Origin of the sequence: Nannocystis sp. (assembly GCF_016714285.1) — a bacterium.
Taxonomy (GTDB): Bacteria; Myxococcota_A; Polyangia; order Nannocystales; family Nannocystaceae; genus Nannocystis.
In genome coordinates this window covers 302,727-320,748 of the sequence record NZ_JADJNN010000002.1, presented here as the reverse complement: position 1 = coordinate 320,748, position 18,022 = coordinate 302,727, and the positions used below count along the sequence as shown (strand labels likewise).

The following is an 18,022-nucleotide window of genomic DNA, read 5'->3' as shown; positions in this document are numbered from 1 at the left end:
GCCGCCTCGAGCGCCACCACAGACCATCATGCCCTTGCCCGACCGCAAGAGCCCGTCGTTGCTTGCCGCGCTCGCAACGATCGGGATCGGTGTATCCGAAACCCAGGCCGCTGGCCCACGCGACTACGAAGGTCCCCAGGGCTGGAGCGTCGACGGTGAGTCAGTCCCTCCACCACCGGACCAGGCGCCGCCTGCCGGGGGCGACTTACCCGTCGAGGACGCGCCGGTCGTACCCAGCGAGCCCGCACCGGCCGAGCCCGCGCCAAGCGAGCCCGCCGCGCCGCCGCCCGAGGAGGACAGCGGCTGCGCCGACGGCGACTTCTGCGTCGAAGATCTGACGACCGATGAGGCGGCGCTCAAGAAGGAGATGGCGCCGAAGGCCGCGCCGAAGCTCGCGGGGCCGAGCGGCACATTGTCCGGGCGGATGCTCGACGCCACCAGCGGCTCGCCGCTCATCCGCGTCAACGTGATCGTCGTCGGTACCTCCTACAAGACCAAGACGGATATCGACGGCCGCTATACCCTGTCGGTCCCGCCGGGCACCTACCAGGTGCGCATCTGGTACGACGCCTATGAGGGCGTCACGATCTCCGGCGTGGTCGTCGCGAAGGACGACACGGTCGCTATCAACCGCGACATCAAGCCGATCGCCGGCATGACCCAGACCGTCGCCGTCACCGCGGAGATCAACAAGGAGAGCTCCGCCGGCAAGCTGGTCGAGCGCAAGAAGTCGGTCGCCGCGCGCGACATGATGAGCCGCGACGACATCCGCAAGTCGGGCGGCGGCGCGACCTCGGCGGTGGCGCGCCGCATCGTCGGCAGCACGATCGTCGGCGACCGCTTCCTGTTCGTCCGCGGCCTCGGCCACCGCTACGGCAACACCCTCTTCGACGGCGCCCGCCTGCCGAGCCCCGACCCCAACCTGCGCACCGTGCCGCTCGACATCTTCCCGTCGGGCGCGCTGTCGGCGATCAACGTGCAGAAGACCGCCACGCCCGACGTGCCTGCCGACTTCGCCGGCGCCTCGGTGCAGCTCGAGAGCCGCGAGACGCCGGACAAGTGGACCTTCCAGATCGACGGCCGCTTTGGCATCAACACCCAGGCCAGCTTCCAGTCGGGTCTGCGCGGCGACCATTTCGCCGGTGACAACTTCGCCGCGGGCAACCTGGGGCGCGACCTCCCCGACCTCTACAACACCAAGCAGCCGATCCGCGCGACGTCGATGAACGGCGACCAGCAAGCGTTCACGCCGCAGCAGATCGAGAAGTTCGGCGAATCGCTGCCCTCGCTCAACACCGCCGTGCGCCGGCACACCGCCTTGCCGAACTTCGGCGGCGGCGTCCAGCTCGGCAACACCTTCAAGCCCTGGGGCACCCGCCTCGGATTCCTCACCGCCCTCAACTACGCCAACTCGACCCAAACCCTGAGCGAGACCTATCGCATCTACAACACCGAGCAGCCGACCCAGGGCGGGCCCTTCTCGCTCAACACGCGCAACCCGGATGTCGACATCCAGGGCACCAAGACGACCCAGAACGTGCAGGTCTCCGGCCTCGGCCTGCTCAAGTGGAAGCTCGATCAGAACAACCGCGTGAGCCTGCTCGGCCTCTATACCCGCGACGCAGACAACGAGTCGCGCGTGCTCGAGGGTCGCCTGCGGACCACCTGCGGCGAGCAGTTCTACTGCCGCAACACCCGCCTGCGCTACATCATGCGCTCGGTGCTGTTCACCCGGCTGGGCGGCAAGCACGAGATACCGGCCGCCAAGGGCTTCACGATCGAGTGGTTCGGCTCGTACGCTCAGGCCCGCCAGGACGACCCGTTGCTGCGCGAGATGCTGTTCTACAGATCCGTCGGCGACACGCCGCAGGACAGCAACTACAACGTCGATACCAACGAGTCGGGCAAGTTCCAGTTCTTCAAGCTCCTCGACCACGCCGGCAGCGGCGCGCTGGACTTCACGGTCCCGTTCAAGCAGTGGGGGCAGCTCGAGTCGCGCTTCAAGTTCGGCGCGTGGGCCGAGGCTAAGCGCCGCACCTTCGGCGTGCGCACCTTCGACTTCGAGCCGCGAGGCTTCGGCGGGCAGCTGCCGTCAGGTACCGGCAACATTATCAATGCGGGGACGATCGGCGATGGCAGCGGCAGCCCCGAGCCGTTCTCGATCAAGGAGGTCACGCGGCCGGGCGGCCAGGACGGCTATGCCGGCAAGCAGGAGGTCTACGCCGGCTACGCGATGCTCGACCTGCCGCTGGTCCGCTGGCTGCGGATGGTCGGCGGGGCTCGCCTCGAAGCCAACCGGATCCGCGTCGAGCCCTTCGATGTGTTCGGCGGGGCCGTCGACGCCAAGGCCAACGCCCAGATCCGCACGCTCAACGTGCTGCCCTCGCTGAACCTCATCTTCGCCGCGCGCAAGGACATGAACGTCCGCATCGTCGGCGCCGAGACGGTCGCCCGTCCCGAGTTCCGCGAGCTCGCGCCCTTCGTGTTCACAGACTTCGCCGGCGGCTTCACGGTCCAGGGCTACTCGAAGCTGACCGCGACCAAGATCTGGAACGCCGACATGCGCTGGGAGTGGTTCCCGAGCGCCAACGAGGTGCTGGCCGTCAGCGTGTTCTACAAGCACTTCGACGCCCCGATCGAGCGAATGATCGCCACCAGCCCGCGGCTCCAGACCTACCGCAACGCTCGCTTCGCCAACAACGTCGGCGTCGAGCTCGAGGGTCGCAAGAACCTCGAGTTCATCAGCAAGTCGCTGCGTGACCTCTCGCTCGGCGTCAACTTCGCCTATATCTTCTCTCGCGTGCAGATCGCCGCCCCCAAGGAGGGCGACCTGCTCGCGCCGACCTCGACCCAGCGCTACCTCGAGGGGCAGTCGCCGTATGTGTTGAACGCCTACCTCGGCTACGACAACGAGCGCAGCGGCACCAACGCCCGCGTCCTCTTTAACACCTTCGGCCGTCGGATCGCCTTCGTCGGCGGCAATCACCTGCCTGATGTCTACGAGCTGCCGATCCACACCATGGACGTGACCCTCGCCCAGCGGGTCTACAAGGGCCTGTCGCTGTCGTTTAGTGCGTTCAACCTGCTCAACTGGCGCCAGCGCTTCGTGCAGGGCGAGAACAACGACATCTTCTACACGACTCGCCGCGGCATCTTCTTCCTGGTCGGCCTCAGCTACAGCATTTGACGCGCCGCGGATGTAGCACTCGCGTCACTGCTCCGTGGATCTTGCGTCACCTCGCTCTGTTAGTAGAGAGCAGCCCAAAGTTCAGAAGCAACAGGAGACCATCCCATGCAGCGAATCACCATTCTTGTCGGTTGTTTGACCCTCTCTCCGATGCTCTTCGCCTGCGGTGACAGCGGAGGTGACAGCGCCGAGGCCTCGGACACCGCCACCACCGATCCGACCGCCGGCGGCGAGGAGGAGTGCGACAGCGAGATCAGCGAGAGCATCGAGGTCGATACGCGGTGGGCCTGCGACCACACGCTCAGCGGTATCGTGGCGGTGAAGGGCGGCGTCACCCTCACGATCGAGCCGGGCGTCACCATCAAGGGCACGACCGGCAGCGCCCTGGTCATCGGCAAGGGCTCGCAGCTGATGGCCGAGGGCACTGCTGACAAGCCGATCGTCTTCACATCATCGCAGCCCGACGGCTCGCGCGGCCGCGGCGACTGGGGCGGCGTGGTGCTGCTCGGCCAGGCGCCCAATAACCTCCAGACCGGCACCGGTGCGGCCGAGGGCCTCGACGCCAACGACCCCGATTATCAGTACGGCGGCAGCGATGCGAGCTCCAGCTGCGGCTCGCTCAAGTACGTGCGCGTCGAATTTGCCGGCTTCGAGCTGACGAAGGACAACGAGCTCAACGGCATCACCTTCTACTCTTGCGGCTCCGGCACCAAGGTCGACTACGTGCAGGCCCACATGGGCGCAGACGATGGCATCGAGGCCTTCGGCGGCAACTGGAGCGGCAAGCACATCGTCGTCACCGGCGCGCTGGACGACAGCTTCGACGCCGACCAGGGCTACACCGGGAGCCTGCAGTACATGTTCCTTCACCAGGACCCCGCGACCGGCAACTATGGGCTCGAGTGGTCGGACCAGAAGGACAACCTCGACGCGATCCCGCGGACCAAGCCGATCGTCTCGAATGTGACCTTCATCGGCACGGGGACCAGCGACCCGCTCGTGATGACCAAGAGCGGCGCGATCAAGCTCAAGGAGGGCACGGCCGCCGGCATCCACAACTCGATCTTCGCCTACTCGTACAACGCCGCCGTCGAGCTCACCGAGGCCGCGACCGAGGCGGTCGCCGACAAGGGCGAGATCGCGATCACGGACAACATCTTCTTCAAGAACTCGGTCGCGGACGACGGCGCGAGCCCCTACCTGACCAGCGATGGCTCGGCGTGGGACCTCAAGGGCTTCATCGAGGACCCCGCGAACCGCAACCAGATCGACGTCGACCCCAAGCTCGGCAGCTACACCTGGGGCTCCGCGAACATCGTCCCCGCCGCGGGCTCGCCGGCCCTCGGCAACGGTCGCGGCGTCCAGGGCCTCGAGACCACCGATTATATCGGCGCGGTCAAGGACGCCACCGGCGACTGGACCAAGGGCTGGACCAACTTTATCGCCAAGTAGGTCGCCAAGCAGGTCGCCAGGTCGCCAGGAGCAGGGTCGACAAGTCGAGGCCTTATGCGTACCAGAGATGGCCGCCACCTCGTCGCCGTGCTCGCACTGCTGTGCGGGTGCGGCGATGTCGCGACCGCGCCATCGCCAGCGCCCGCGGTCGAGGATTCGTCACCGCTGCAGGGCGGACTCGGTAGCCTCGACGCCATCGGCCAGGCGGTGGTCGACGGACTCAACAATCGCGACGAGGCGGCGCTGAGCGCTCTGCTCCTCACGGAGCCGGACTTCAAGGGGCGGCTGTTCGCCGTGCTCGCCAATCACCCGAACGCGGCGCAGATGGGCCCGGACCTGCTGTGGGACATGCAGCGGCGGGGCGGGGCCGATGAGCTGGCGCGGGCGCTCGAGCGCTTCGGCGGTCAGGATCTGCGTTATGTCGGACTCGAGCCCGAGCGGGTCGAGGTCGGGCCCGGTGTCCGCTTCCATCGCCGCCCGTTGCTCGTCGTCGACGAGCGGCGCGGCGAGCGGCGCAAGCTACAGGTCCTCGGATCGATCGTGGAGCACCTGCCTTCGGGCAGCTTCAAGCTCATCACCTACCGATTCCGTGATTAGGAGAGTCACCGCGATGTCGCGAGTCTGTGGCGAGACAGGTCACCTTGGCGTGCAACAACAAGATGCCATGTCGAGCACGATCCTCCTCGTCGACGACGAGCAAGATATCGTCGAGACCCTGCGCTACAGCCTGGAGCGCGAGGGGTACAACACGCTGTCGGCGCGCAGCGGCGCGGCGGCGATGAGCTACCTGGGCCAGAGCCACACGCCTGACCTGGTGCTCCTCGACTGGATGTTGCCCGACATGTCCGGCACCGAGGTGTGCCGAAACCTCCGAATGGTCGAGCGCACCCGCCGGATCCCCGTGATCATGGTGAGCGCGCGCAGCGAGGAGATCGACCGCGTCGTCGGCTTCGAGCTCGGCGCTGACGACTACGTCACCAAGCCTTTCAGCGTGCGCGAGCTGCTGCTGCGCATCAAGGCGATCCTCCGGCGTCGCGCCGCGGACACCGCCAGCGCCAGCGAGGACGCCCACTTCGACCGCCTGCGCGTCGACTTCGAGGGCCATCAGGTTTGGATCGACGAGCAGCGCGTCGCCCTCACGGCGCTCGAGTTCCGCCTCCTGGCCACCCTCATCGCCCGTCGTGGTCGGGTCCAGACGCGCGACATGTTGCTCAACGACGTGTGGGGCGTGCAGGTCGACGTCACGACCCGCACAGTCGACACCCACGTGCAGCGCCTGCGCAAGAAGCTCGGCGACGCCGGTAACTACATCGAGACCCTCCGCGGTGTCGGCTACCGGTTCCTCGTGCCCGACGGCGGCAGCAGCTCCGGCGAGTGACGGGACTCAGCGGCGGCAGAGGTCGCCGCGTGGGCTCAGACCGGCCCCATCCAGGATGAACTGCGGGGGGATCTTCGCGGGTGCGAGCGGCCGCGTGGGCTCCGGCGTGGGACCGTCGGCGCTGGCCTCGGGATCAGGTTCGGCGCCCGTGTCGGCCTCATCGCTCGCCGCCGTGTCCTCGTCTTCCCAGCCCGCGTCGTCGCTCTCGGCCGGGCTGCTCGCGTCGTCCAGGATGGGCTCCGGGATCTGCGAGCGGTAGCGAATGCTCACCTTCTCGTCGCGACGTCCGTTCGGGCGCGATACCCACGTGCTCGCCGGTAGCACCGTGGTGCCGACCGGTCGCAGCTCCTCATGGCGCAGCGTCCACACGCGTGTGAGCGCAGCCGAGCCATTGCGGAGCCACAGCGTGCTCCCGGCGACCCACCAGGCCCCGGCGACCCACGCGAAGCGCAGCTCCTGCTCCGCGCTGGTGCTGCGCAGGCGCAGCACTTCGTGGCCCGTGCGGCGATCCCAGTGCTGCTCGACGATCTCGTACGGCCCGGCGATCAGCGGGGCTCCACCGAGCACGAGGGCGATCAGCTCCGACGCCGCGAAGGGCACGCCGATCAGCTGGCGGATCGCGCAGTCCGCCGGTGGTCCGGCGTAGAAGCCCGTGGCCAGGCCATCGGCGGCGACGTTTCGCAGCGCGTAGCCTTGTTCGTGGAACGCCAGTGACACCAGCTCGCGGCCGGCGATCTGCACCTGGCCCGAGAAGCGACCTGGCTTTTGGGCCAGGAACATCAGATTACCCGCCGGTGCACGGCCGACCCGGACCTTGGCGGACGACACCTGCAACGCGGAGATCCGCGGGGTCGCGGCCGCGAGCAGCTGGGCCGCGCTGGGGGCCGCATCAGCGGCATAGGGCGCCTCGACCGAGCGCAGATGGCAGGCCGGGGTGCCGACCGCGAGGACCAGCCACGCGAGGCAAGACAGGGTGCGAAGCGTCCGCATGGAGCCGACAAGCTAGCCCGGATCGCCAGGCCCGTCACGCTGGTGCGGAGGTCGCTGGGGAGCAAAGCGCCCGCGAGAGGGTTGCGGCGCCGACGAACTCCGTCGACGATCGCCGTGCCCTCGCGCGGACGAGCCGTCCGTGGCCTCGCGGCCCTTGCGGCGCGGCGGACGGGACCAGGGTCCGCCGCGTCGCAAGGACCGCGAGTCGAGCTGTTTTCATGGCTCGCGCGCGCCATCCGTGGCGCGCGACCGTCGCCCCGGCGGGCGGGGCTGCTGCCCGCCCCGGGAGCTGTGGTGCGAGGAACTACGGCTAGAGCTTCTTCGCCTCGCTCTCATCCTTACTGATCTCGCGGAGGGTCGTCTCGCCCTTCACGGTGAGCATGGGCTTGAGCTTCTCGAAGGTCTTGCGGCCGATGCCCTTGATCCGGACGACCTGCATCGGCTCGGCGAAGGGCTTGGCGGCGCGGTAGTCGATGATCTTCTTCGCCATCGCCGGCCCGATCCCCGGCAGCAGCTCGAGCTGCTCCTGCGTGGCGGTGTTGAGGTTCAGCTGACCCTCGAGCTCGGGCGCCAGCAGCGAGAAGGCCGGCAGCTGCGCCAGCGGGGTGGCCATGGCAGGGGTGGCGAAGGTGAAGGTGGCGGCCGCAGCAGCGGCGGCGAGCAAGGTGACGATGGACTTGAACATGATGGTGGTTCTCCTCGGCGTGATGCCGACGCCACCTTCAAAGCAAGCCAGGCGCCACTTGCTCGCGTGGAATTTCAACGAGATATCATCTGTCCTGCGGGACAGGTGGCCCGCAGGCTGGCCACGCGTCCCGCAGGCTGGCCACTACTGGTCGAGCACGTCCGGACGAAGCGGCATGCAGATCTTGGTGGTACCGTCCCCGAAGGGATGCTCGGGGGTGGCCACGCGGTACACGCCGTTGGTCCCAGTCTCACGGCACTCGTAGCCGTCGCGGCAGCTGCTGTCGCTGCGACACTTCTTGCGGCAGCTGCTGCGCACGGACAGCAGATCGGCGCACAACCCTTCGGGCAGGCAGATCTCGTGCGAGTCGCAGTCGTTGCACGCGACCGGCTCGCCGCTCGCGGGCGCCTCCGGGCTGGCGTTGCAGGCCACGATCCGCGCCTCGAGATCGGCGGTGTAAGCCTGCGGGCGGTCCTCCAGCTCCGGGTCGCAGGCCACGCTGAGGAACTCCGAGCTGTACACCTGCACGCAGGTCCCCTCGCGGGGGCAGGTCGTGGTGTTGCAGCCGTCGATCGTGCACTCACCCTTGCCGCTGGGGTCGATCTCGCCGTCGCCGTTCACCAGATGCGAGAGATCGCAGACCCGGTCGCCGCGGATGCTGCAGTCCGTGCTGACCTTGCAAGCCGCACCGATCCTCCGCTGACAGGCAGATAAGAGGAGTAGGGGCGCAAGCAGCGCGAAGGCGAGGAGCGGACGGACGACCATCGGCGCGCGCAGGATACATCGTCGGCCGCTTGGGGGGGACCGCTGTTTCTGGCAACCTGGAGCCCCGTGACCCTCACGCCAGACGAGCTGCTCTCCCAGTTCCGCGGGCTCCTCGACGCCTATCGCGCCGTCCGGGACCCCGCACGCGTCGGCGAGGGCAACCTCCGCTGCGACCAGTGCCTCGACTGCAAGCGCTGCCGATTCTGCGTCCAGTGCCTCCGCTGCGACGACTGCAGCAACTGCGAGCAGTGCGAGGACTGCGTCCGCTGCACCCGTTCACGGCTCTCTCGCGGTTGCAGCGCGTGTAGCTTCGTCGAGTTCAGCGACGCCTGTGAGGATTCCCAGTATCTCGTGCTCTGCCTGGCCTGCGTGCGCTGCGAGCAGTGCCTCGCCTGCGTAGGCCTCGAGGGCGAGTCCTACTGTATTCTCAATCAGCGCTATTCGCGCAAGGAGTATTTCTTGGTCGCCCAGGCGCTGAAGAAGCGGCTCGAGGAGCAGGGCCCTACCTTGCTGGCGGAGCTGGCGGAGGCCTCACGAGGGCGCTGGCCGGGCGGTGGACGGGCATCACCCGGGCTGTTCGCCGAGGTGAAGGGGCTCGTTCGCGGCGTGATCGAGGGCCCGCCGCCGACCGAGCCCGAAGACGAGGATCCATGGATCGACGGGGTGGTCCCTGCCCGGGTCGAGTAGCATTCGCGGCATGTCGGACGCGCGTAGGCTGGCGATCCTCGGTTGCGGCACGATGGGCGAGGCGATCGTCGGCGGCTTGTTGCGCGCCGGCCTATTCCGAAGCGATGAGCTGATCGCAACGGCGCGCCGCCCCGAGGCCGCCGAGGCGCTGCGCGGGCGTCAGGGCGTCGAGGTTACCCTCGACAACCTCGCGGCCTGCCGCGCCGCCACCACCGTGCTGCTCACGTTCAAGCCGCAGCGCATCGCCAAGGTGCTGCACCAGCCCGGCATGCGTGAGGCCCTCGCCGGCAAGCTCGTGATCAGCATCGCCGCGGGCGTCACCCTCACCCAGCTCACCGAATGGCTGCCGGACTCGGCGGTGATCCGGGCCATGCCAAACACCCCCTGTCTCATCGACGAGGGCATGACCGTGCTCGCGCGCGGGCCCAGGGTCGGCGACGCCGAGGTCGCCGCCGCGACGCGCCTGTTCGAGACCGTCGGTCGCTGCATCGAGGTCGAGGACAAGCTGATGGACGCCGTCACCGGCCTCGGCGGCAGCGGCCCCGCCTTTGTCTACATCATGATCGAGGCGATGGCCGACGGCGGCGTGATGATGGGCCTGCCACGCGCCGTGGCTCTGCAGATCGCGGCTCAGGTGTTTCAGGGCGCGGCCCGCATGGTCTTGCAGACCAGCCGTCACCCCGCCGCGCTCAAGGACCAGGTCACCACGCCCGCCGGCTGCACGATCGCCGGCGTGCTGACGATGGAGGACGGACGGATCCGTTCCGTGCTCGCGCGGACCATCCAGGAGGCCACCCGCGTCGCCAGCGAGCTCGGCAAGGACGCCGCCGCGGATCGCTGAGCTCGCGCCGGAAATTTGCGCCGCGCAGCGCACCAGGCGACCCTCCCGGCCGGTATGCTCGGCCCTTTGCGCACCTTGATCAGCGTGGCCTTCCTGGTCCTGCTGCTGTGGGCAGCGTTCACCGTCAAGCTCGGTCGCCTCACCTTCGCCGACCACATCGACCGCATCGGCCAGACTCCGGAAGCCGTCGAGCTCCTCGACGGCGCGCGCTCGCGGGTCCGTCCTGCCCTCGATGAGGTGAAGCAGCGCGTGCTCGGCGAGTACGTCGAAGCGCCGACCCACCTCGCAGCGCCGACCCAGCTCGAGCCGTCGCGTCCCAGTGCTCACGTCCCACAGGCCACGTCCGCGGTGCGGCGAGACGCGCCCGGTGCTCACGTGGCACAGGCCGCGCCCGCGGTGCGGCGAGATGCGCCCAGTGCTCGCGTCCCACAGGTCGACACGACCCTGGCGACCACACCGCATCCACCGCATCCACCGCATCCACCGCATCCACCGCATCCACCGCTGAGGCCGCCAAGCTGCCTGGTCGCCGCAAGCCCTGATCCGAAGCCAATCGCGAATGTGCACGCGCGGGCTGGCGAGGTACCCTCGCCCCGTGACCGTCCTGGCCGCCCTCGCCCTCGTCGTCGCCGTCGCGGCGCCTGCGTCGGCGGCACCTGTCCGCGAGGCCAGCTCGCGGGCGGCTGTCCCAAAGGCCAGCCAGAGCGGACCGGCCTTCGCGACCACGCAGTCGGTCTCGGGGCGGGCGCGCCTGCGCGGGCAGGTGCTCGTGTATGGCAGCCGTGACGTCGTGTTCGGCGCGCGCATCCTCGGGACCACCGCCGACACAGCGACCGCGACCGACGCCGAGGGCCGCTTCGAGCTGTGGCTGCCCCCCGGTGAGCACGAGCTGGTGATCCGCGGCGCAGGTTTTCGTGACCTGCCGGTCAAGGTCACGCTCGTCGACGGACAGGACCTCGTCTACGAGTATCGCCTCGCGCCCGACCTCGACGGCAATCCTTACCGTACCGTGGTCCGCCAGCAGCGCGAGGTAGCGATCTCCAGCACCAACCTCCGCGACGACGAGATCCACGCCCTGCCGGGCAGCTTCGGCGATCCATTCCGCGTGATCAAGAGCCTGCCGGGCGCCTCGCAGCTCGCGGGCTTCCTGCCCTACGTGGTGGTGCGCGGCGCGGCCCCGGGCAACACCGGCTACTTCCTCGACGGCGTGCGCGTGCCGATCCTCTTCCACGTGGCGATCGGCCCTTCGGTCATCCACCCCTATTTCATCGATCAGGTCGACTTCTACCCCGGCGGCGCACCGGTGCGCCTCGGTCGCTATGTCAGCGGCATGATCGAAGGCCGCACCAAGGCTGGACGCCGCGACCGCGTGTTCGGCGAGTTCGACATCCGCCTCACCGACGCCGGCGGTCTCGTCGAGGTCCCCCTCAATCGTCGCCGCGATCCAGCCTGCCGCCACAAGCAGCGAGCCGCAGAGCAGGATCGCAAGGCCCGCGCCCGCGTCGACTGCCGCCGCGGTCCGGCCCGCGGCTCGCTCACGATCGCCGGCCGTTACAGCTACACCGCCGGCGTGCTCACGCTGGTGCAGTCCACCGCGCGCATCAAGTTCTGGGACTACCAGGCCCGCTTCGATCACAGGCTCGGACAGAACGCGCAGTACACCGCCTTCGCGTACGGCAGCTTCGATTCGATCGGCGAGAAGCTCGCCCCCACGCCGATCCTGCAATTCGAGTTCTACCGGGTCCAGCAGCGCGTACGTCAGCAGCTCCCGCGCGGCGGCACGGCCAACTACAGCCTCGCCCTCGGGCTCGACCGCTCCGGCCTCTCGCTGATCAAGACCAACGAGTGGCAGCTCGCCCCGCGCGTCGACGTGCGCATCCCGCTCGGCGAGCGCAGCAACGGCGAGTTCGGCTTCGGCATCGATCAGGAGTTTCAGATCTTCCGCGTCGACGCGGCGAGCGGGAGCGCGAACGTCATCGAGAACATCGGCGTGGTGCTGAGCGACCGCTTCGTCTCGGCAACAGGCCTCTACGCGGAGCTGCTGTGGCGCAAGGGACCCGTCGACATCCGCCCCGGCGTGCGCACGGACATCTATGCGCAGGTCGGCCCATCATCCGTGCTGCCACAGACCACCGCGGTCACCCACGCGATCGGCGTCGACCCGCGTCTCCTCCTCCGCGAGACGATCAACCAGCGCTGGGTCCTGCGCCAGAACATCGGCGTCTATCACCAGGCTCCGAGCTTCCCGGTGCCGATCCCCGGCATCGAGAGTTTCGGCTTCGAGCGCGGCCTCCAGCGCAACATCCAGGGCAGCGCCGGCTACGAGTTCACGGTCGCCGACAAGTTCATCCTCACCCAGGACGCCTACCTCGGCCGCCTCGATAACCTCCAAGACTACGATCTCGCCGCCGCCACCTCCGGCCAGGTCTCCGAGTTCGACGATGTCGTCATCCGCGCCCGCGGCCTCGTCTACGGCCTCGAGACCATGCTGCGCCTCGCGCCGCGTCAGCGCGTCTACGGCTGGGCCGCGTACACGCTGTCCCGCTCCACCCGGACCTTCGACCAGGGTGGTCGCGCCCCCTCCAACTGGGACCAGCGCCACATCCTCAACCTCGTGCTCGGCTATCGCATCGGTGAGAAGTGGAACATCGGTGGTCGCCTCCACTTCAACACCGGTCGCCCCTACACCTCGATGTTGGAGGGCCAGAGCGCCGCCGAAGCTCTGACCTACAACCGCAACAATCGCCGCCTCCCCGCCTTCTTCCAGCTCGACCTGCGAGCCGAACGAATGTGGCGCTTCCGGACCTGGAACCTCCAGCTCATCATCGACGTGCTCAACTCGACCTACGCCCGCGAGGTATATGCGTGCGTGCTCAGCAGCAACGGCGGCGGCTTCGGCTTCGGCGGCATGGCCTCCGGGTCAGGTGGCCTCAGCTCGCAGGGCTGCACGCAGCAGGGCATTCGCTACATCTTGCCGTCGATCGGCCTGCGCGGCGTATTTTGAGGCCGATCACGCCGCCGAGTGGCCCAACGAAGAAGGCGTTCGGAGGATGTTCCGAAGGACAGGCCGACCTGGCCTTTGGGACCTGACCATGTGAGCACCCTCATTCGTAGACCGTTCAAGGACGTGAATGAGGTGTGTCATCATGCCGCGCCAGGAGCTCATCATGAATGAAGTAGCGCAGGAAATCGGACGACGGATCAGACTGTGGCGGACCGCGACCCCGCCGCCGAAGACCCGGCGCAAGAATCAGGGTGAGACCGGCTGGCGGCCGCACATGACGATCGAGGAGCTGGCCAAGCAGACTGGCCTCACCGTCACCACCGTGAACAAGCTCGAGCTCGGCTACAAGGCCCCGCGCATCGAGTCGCTCCTGCTGCTCGCCACTGCATTCGGCTGCGACCCCACCGAGTTGCTCCCGCGCGCCAAGCAGAAGGGCGGCGCCAAGGCCGAGCTGCTCGACGAGCTCAACGCCGTCGCCGCCCAGCTCTCGCCCAAGCAGATCCGTGAACTCGTGAAGTCGGCGCGTGGCATGGAACCCGGCTGACGCTCCGCCGGCCCCGAGCTCCACCAAGAGCAGCCAGCCTTGTGCTCGCTGCTCTTTCAAATTGAACGCGACGCCGTCGGGACACACCCCGGCCAGCCGGCGGGACAGTCCCCAACGCCGACAGGAAATGACGCCAGGATTGGCATTGCGTCATTTCTCGCAACCGGGTCCCGCCGCGCTGTCCCGTCGGCTGGCCACCACCGCCGGAGCTAGCGATCGGTGCGGCCTACCCAACACCTCAACATGTCTTGAGAATCGGTGAGTTCTCGGATCTCACCCACGATGCTGGCCCAGGCCATGCACACTGGCGGGGCATGCAGCTCCGATCCCGCCCCGACGCCTTCATCCGCTCCATGGTCGACGCCGCCACGGTCCGTCCGTTCTGGGTCGCGCTACGGGACATGAAGCAAGCCCGTGCTCGCTCCGCTCGCCAGGCCATCGGGACCCCTGAGCCCATCCCGGCGCTGCCGCTCGCGGTCACGTCGAAGGCCGCATAGCGCGCCCGAGACCGATGCTGGTCGGGCCCCCGTTCTTGCGCCACCATGGCCCTCATGATCCGTCGTGGCAGCGGCCTTGCCTTCGCGCTGGGCGCCCTGTGCATGTGGGCGGCACAATCGTGGTGGCCGCCTGGCGAGGCCGATGCCGGCAGCCACAAGCTCAGTCGTAGCGGCTTCGACGCGGCCCTCCGCACGGTTCTGGAACGCTACGTCGATCCGATTGACGCCTCACCGGTGCTCACCGATTCGCTCAAGCGCATCGTCAGCGGACTCGACACCTACAGCCACTTCCTCACCGCCGACGAGCGTACCGAGATCCGCCAGCGCAGCCGTGGCGGTAGCACCGGCATGGAGACGCTGCTCCATCGAGCCGAGCCTGGCGTTCGCAAGCCCGCCTGGCTCGAGATCGACGCCGTGCTCCCTGGCTCGCCTGCCGAGCGCGCCGGTCTCCGCCCCGGCGACCAGATCCTCAAGATTCGCGGCCAGGATGTCAGCTTCTTGCTGTCCCAGGCCGAGGCCGCGGCGCTCCTGCTCGGGGCTGACGGCGACACCGTTGAGCTCACGGTCCAGCGCCGCAGCGACCCGGCACCTGCAGCGCTGAGCCTCGTCCTCGCGGGTGTGCCACAGAACCTGGTCGACGCCCGTCTCGTCGAGCACGCCGGCCGCAAGTTCGCCCACGTACGCATCCGGGCCTTTCGCGCTGGTACGGCCGACCTGGTCAAGCGCAGCCTCAAGGAGCTGAACCGGGCCGCTGGCAGCGGCGTGGCAGGCGTCGTCCTCGATCTGCGCGGCAATCCGGGCGGCGACGTGCCAGAGGCGGTGATGATCGCCGACATGTTCGTCGCCGAAGGCGTGCTCGTGCGGACCCGTGGGCGTGGCGGGCACATCCTCCGGGAGGAGCGAGCCCACCCCGCCGGTAGTGACAGCACGCTGCCCCTGGTTGTGTTGCAAGACCGGCGCTCAGCCTCCGCCTCGGAGCTGCTGGCCGTCGCTCTGCAAGATCATGGTCGTGCCCGTGTCGTCGGCGAGCGCAGCTTCGGCAAGGGCACCGTTCAGGATGTCATCGGCCTGCACGACGGCTCGCTGCTCACCCTCACGATCGCCCGCTACTTCTCCCCGAAGGACCGCCTCATCGACGGCAACGGCGTCGAGCCCGACGTCCGCGTCGCCCTCCCGGCGGGCGAGCTCAGCGGGCCCGACCTGGGCCTGCAAGCCGCGCTCGGCGAGCTCGCGCCCGCCGCTTGAACCTGACCAAAGGGACAGGTTATCCCGGTGTTCTAGCTGAGGAGGATGCGCTTGGTCGCCGACGCGGTGGTCGCCAGCTCGCGCTCCCGCGGCCCAAACTTGCCGCCGAGGGCTCCCACGTAGAGGGTCTCGCCGAGCACCTGGATGCTGCGGACGCTGTACTCGCGCATGCTGCCGTCCCGGCGGACGTTGGCCTTCGCGCTGCCCCGGGCCACCAGGGGGGTGACCGCCGCGAGCATCGCCAGGTCGAGCTCGGTGGTGCTGCTCGAGACGAGGATCCCCGCCTCGTCTGTGACGATGAGGACATCGAGCTCCGCCCGGCGGGCTGCGTGGTCAAAGGCAGAGATCAACGCCGCTGCGGTCTCGGTCGGGCGGCTGCGCCGACGCTCGAACAGCGGGCGACCCGGACGTGGCAGAGGCGGGACTCGGAGAGGGAGCTTGGCGGGAACTTGAGCGTGCATGGGACTCCGAAGGGTGGGTAAGGCTTCGTCAGTGTAGAGACCACATGTAGGACATGTAAAGAACTGCGATGATCCGTGATAGCGCGCCTGACGCACGCGCACCTTTGGCGCGAGGGAGTGTGAGCTTGCTACCCCCGGGCACTTCAACCGGTTACACTCCGCGCCATGCCGATCGAGGCTGCGGAAATCGAGCAAGTTCGCCAGGCGCTGGTGCGCTACGCCGGATGGGACCAGGTTCCGGATGAGGTCATGGTCGAGCTTTGTCGCGGGGCCGAACTGATCGAGGTCAAACGAAAGCGATCTGTGTTCCGGCGCGGCGAGCCCGGCCCAGGCCTGTTTGTCGTCAAGTCGGGCGAATTCAAGCTCAGCCTCATCTCCTCCGAGGGTCGCGAGCAGATCCTCTATCTGGCCGAGCCTGGCAAGTTGATCGGCGAGGGCTTCCTGCCTCGAGACGTACAGTGCGCTGCCTCGGCCTTTGCCATGCTCGACTCGGAGGCCTGGCAATTCGAGACTGATCACGTGATCAACCTGATCGGCCGCTCGCAGCCGCTGGCCTTCGCGTTGATGCGGCACATGGCCTTCCGCGCCAACCGCCTGATCGATCTGGTGCTTGACCTCTCGCTTCGCTCTGTCGAGCGGCGCCTCGCCTCGTTCTTGCTGTCCCTGGCCGTCCGCGCCGGTGCCGAGGCGGGGAAGAGCTGCGTGATCCCCCGCCAGCTCGACATGAACACTGTTGCGGCCCGTCTGGGCACTGTCCGTGAGGAGATCTCCCGCGCCCTCAATCGCATGCAGCGCGACGGAATCCTGAGCCTCAGTCGCCAGGAGATCGTGGTCCTCGACCTCAACGCCCTCGAGCGCGTGACCTACGAGTAAGGTGCGCGCAGGCCTCCCGCAGACCCTGGCCGTCCTACTGCTCGCGGCCTGCGGCGAGGCGCCGCCGGAGCCGGTGCCCGCAGACGCACCGGCGCCATCCGTGGCATCGGCATCACCTGTCTTGAAGGACAGCTGCGCGTCATGGGCCGGCCTCGATGTCGCTACGCTGCCACCGCTGCCGGTCACGCCGTACACCGCGACCTTCGAGCAGGTGTGGCGGATCGTGCTGGAGAAGCACTTTGACCCGACGCTCGGCTGTCAGGACTGGCCGGCGCGACGGCTCGAGTTCGGTCAGCGCCTGGCGGACGCGAAGGACGCGAGCGCGGCCTACGCGACCATGAATGGCCTGCTTGAGACCTTGAAGCAGAGCCACTTCAAGGTCGTGCCCCCGCGCAGCGCGGCACCGGCCGCAGCGGCCTCGGGTCCTGCTCGTGCGCCGGTCCATGTGCGTGTGATCGGTGACGAGTTGGTGGTGGTCGACGCAGCGGTCGGTGGCGTTGATAGTGGCGTGCCGCGCGGTGCGGTGATCGTGGCGATCGACGGGCGACCGGTCGCCGAGATCGTCGCCGAGGTCAAGGCAGCCGCGTTGCGCGACGGTGAAGTCGCGTTCCAGACCTCACTCGCGGTGGAGGCGGCGCTGCACGGTCCCGTCGGGGCCAAGCGTACGATCAGCTTCAAGGACCCGCGCAAGGCCGACACCGAGGTCAGCCGCGAGGTCAGCTGCGTCTTGCCGGATGGCGAGTTGGTGACGATCGGCAACTTGCACGACATCCCCACCGTCGTCCGCTACCAGATGATCGCGGGAACGAAGGTCGGTCAGCTCGCGTTCAACTACTGGATGCTGCCGATGGTTCAGCGCGTCGAGGCGGCGATGGCCGACCTGCGCGCGCAGGGGATGACGGCGCTGGTGCTCGACCTGCGCGGCAACCCGGGGGGTGTCGGGGCCATGTCGATCCCCGTCGCGCGCATGTTGCTGACGCAGCCGGGGAGCCTCGGCAAGCTGCAGTTTCGCGAGTTCGCCCAGGAGTTCAACGTGGCCGGCAACCCGGACGCCTTCACGGGTCCGGTGGTCGTGCTGGTCGACGAGGGCACCGCGAGCACCTCAGAGATCTTCGCTGTGGGCCTGCGGGACCTCGGGCGGGCGCAGATCTACGGCGGGCGGCCCTCGGCCGGGGCGGCCTTGCCCTCGTTGATCGAGGTGCTGGCCGGGGGGGCGATGCTGCAGTACGTCGTCGGCGACTATCACAGCTCGAAGGGGACGGTCGCCGAGGGCGACGGCGTGCGCCCGGATGTCCTCGTACCCGAGACCCGCGACGACTTTATCGCCGGGCGCGACCCGGTGCTCGCGGCGGCGGTGCGAGCCTTGTCGACCGGCGGTGCTGCTGCCAAGGTGCCATCACCATGATCTCGTTC

At 68.4% G+C, this 18,022-nt stretch carries 16 protein-coding genes; 12 read left to right on the top strand and 4 right to left on the bottom strand.

Annotation, left to right across the window (positions count from 1 at the left end; genetic code table 11):
* Positions 1–28: 28 nt before the first annotated feature.
* From IPJ59_RS05505 to IPJ59_RS05490, 4 genes are all read left to right on the top strand, one after another.
* Positions 29–3,187 carry a TonB-dependent receptor gene (locus tag IPJ59_RS05505; protein ID WP_293270063.1) on the top strand — a complete coding sequence of 1,053 codons (3,159 nt, stop codon included), beginning with the start codon at positions 29–31 and terminating at the stop codon, positions 3,185–3,187.
* Between the two features lie 150 nt (positions 3,188–3,337).
* Positions 3,338–4,639: a hypothetical protein gene (locus IPJ59_RS05500; RefSeq protein ID WP_293270061.1), complete on the top strand. Its 1,302-nt coding sequence runs from the start codon at positions 3,338–3,340 to the stop codon at positions 4,637–4,639.
* Positions 4,640–4,726: 87 nt separating this feature from the next.
* Positions 4,727–5,236 (top strand): hypothetical protein, encoded by a 510-nt coding sequence (locus tag IPJ59_RS05495; protein ID WP_293270059.1) that lies wholly within the window; start codon positions 4,727–4,729, stop codon positions 5,234–5,236.
* A gap of 67 nt (positions 5,237–5,303) precedes the next feature.
* Positions 5,304–6,017 carry a response regulator transcription factor gene (locus IPJ59_RS05490; RefSeq protein WP_366524555.1) on the top strand — a complete coding sequence of 238 codons (714 nt, stop codon included), beginning with the start codon at positions 5,304–5,306 and terminating at the stop codon, positions 6,015–6,017.
* Between the two features lie 6 nt (positions 6,018–6,023).
* On the opposite strand, the gene IPJ59_RS05485 is transcribed toward IPJ59_RS05490, so the two are convergent.
* The 3 genes from IPJ59_RS05485 to IPJ59_RS05475 all read right to left on the bottom strand — a co-directional run bounded on the left by IPJ59_RS05485 (position 6,024) and on the right by IPJ59_RS05475 (position 8,457).
* Positions 6,024–7,007, bottom strand: coding sequence for a hypothetical protein (locus IPJ59_RS05485; RefSeq protein WP_293270057.1), 984 nt, complete (start codon positions 7,005–7,007; stop codon positions 6,024–6,026).
* 310 nt (positions 7,008–7,317) lie between these two features.
* Positions 7,318–7,770 (bottom strand): ComEA family DNA-binding protein, encoded by a 453-nt coding sequence (locus tag IPJ59_RS05480; RefSeq protein WP_293249355.1) that lies wholly within the window; start codon positions 7,768–7,770, stop codon positions 7,318–7,320.
* A gap of 66 nt (positions 7,771–7,836) precedes the next feature.
* Entirely contained in the window at positions 7,837–8,457 is a 621-nt protein-coding gene (locus tag IPJ59_RS05475; protein ID WP_293249358.1) for a hypothetical protein, read from the bottom strand.
* Positions 8,458–8,523: 66 nt separating this feature from the next.
* On the opposite strand from IPJ59_RS05475, the gene IPJ59_RS05470 reads away from it, so the two are divergent.
* The 6 genes from IPJ59_RS05470 (at position 8,524) to IPJ59_RS05445 (ending at position 15,275) form a co-directional block, all read left to right on the top strand.
* Positions 8,524–9,144, top strand: a complete 621-nt coding sequence (locus IPJ59_RS05470) for a hypothetical protein (protein ID WP_293249361.1) — start codon at positions 8,524–8,526, stop codon at positions 9,142–9,144.
* Positions 9,145–9,154: 10 nt separating this feature from the next.
* The gene (gene proC / locus IPJ59_RS05465) at positions 9,155–9,985 is read left to right on the top strand and encodes a pyrroline-5-carboxylate reductase (RefSeq protein WP_293270055.1); all 831 of its coding nucleotides are present in this window, start codon (positions 9,155–9,157) and stop codon (positions 9,983–9,985) included.
* A gap of 595 nt (positions 9,986–10,580) precedes the next feature.
* Positions 10,581–12,989 carry a TonB-dependent receptor plug domain-containing protein gene (locus tag IPJ59_RS05460; RefSeq protein ID WP_293270053.1) on the top strand — a complete coding sequence of 803 codons (2,409 nt, stop codon included), beginning with the start codon at positions 10,581–10,583 and terminating at the stop codon, positions 12,987–12,989.
* Positions 12,990–13,152: 163 nt separating this feature from the next.
* The gene (locus IPJ59_RS05455) at positions 13,153–13,533 is read left to right on the top strand and encodes a helix-turn-helix domain-containing protein (protein ID WP_293249373.1); all 381 of its coding nucleotides are present in this window, start codon (positions 13,153–13,155) and stop codon (positions 13,531–13,533) included.
* Positions 13,534–13,847: 314 nt separating this feature from the next.
* On the top strand, positions 13,848–14,030 hold the full coding sequence (locus IPJ59_RS05450; RefSeq protein ID WP_293270051.1) for a hypothetical protein: 183 nt from the start codon (positions 13,848–13,850) through the stop codon (positions 14,028–14,030).
* A 54-nt stretch (positions 14,031–14,084) separates the two neighbouring features.
* Positions 14,085–15,275, top strand: a complete 1,191-nt coding sequence (locus IPJ59_RS05445) for a S41 family peptidase (protein WP_293270049.1) — start codon at positions 14,085–14,087, stop codon at positions 15,273–15,275.
* A gap of 32 nt (positions 15,276–15,307) precedes the next feature.
* Here IPJ59_RS05445 and IPJ59_RS05440 read toward each other — a convergent pair whose 3' ends face one another.
* Positions 15,308–15,625 carry a hypothetical protein gene (locus IPJ59_RS05440; protein ID WP_293249378.1) on the bottom strand — a complete coding sequence of 106 codons (318 nt, stop codon included), beginning with the start codon at positions 15,623–15,625 and terminating at the stop codon, positions 15,308–15,310.
* Between the two features lie 276 nt (positions 15,626–15,901).
* Here IPJ59_RS05440 and IPJ59_RS05435 point away from each other — a divergent pair, with 276 nt between their 5' ends.
* Positions 15,902–16,609, top strand: coding sequence for a Crp/Fnr family transcriptional regulator (locus tag IPJ59_RS05435; RefSeq protein ID WP_293249381.1), 708 nt, complete (start codon positions 15,902–15,904; stop codon positions 16,607–16,609).
* A gap of 1 nt (position 16,610) precedes the next feature.
* On the top strand, positions 16,611–18,014 hold the full coding sequence (locus IPJ59_RS05430; protein ID WP_293249384.1) for a S41 family peptidase: 1,404 nt from the start codon (positions 16,611–16,613) through the stop codon (positions 18,012–18,014).
* The last annotated feature ends 8 nt before the right edge of the window (positions 18,015–18,022 follow it).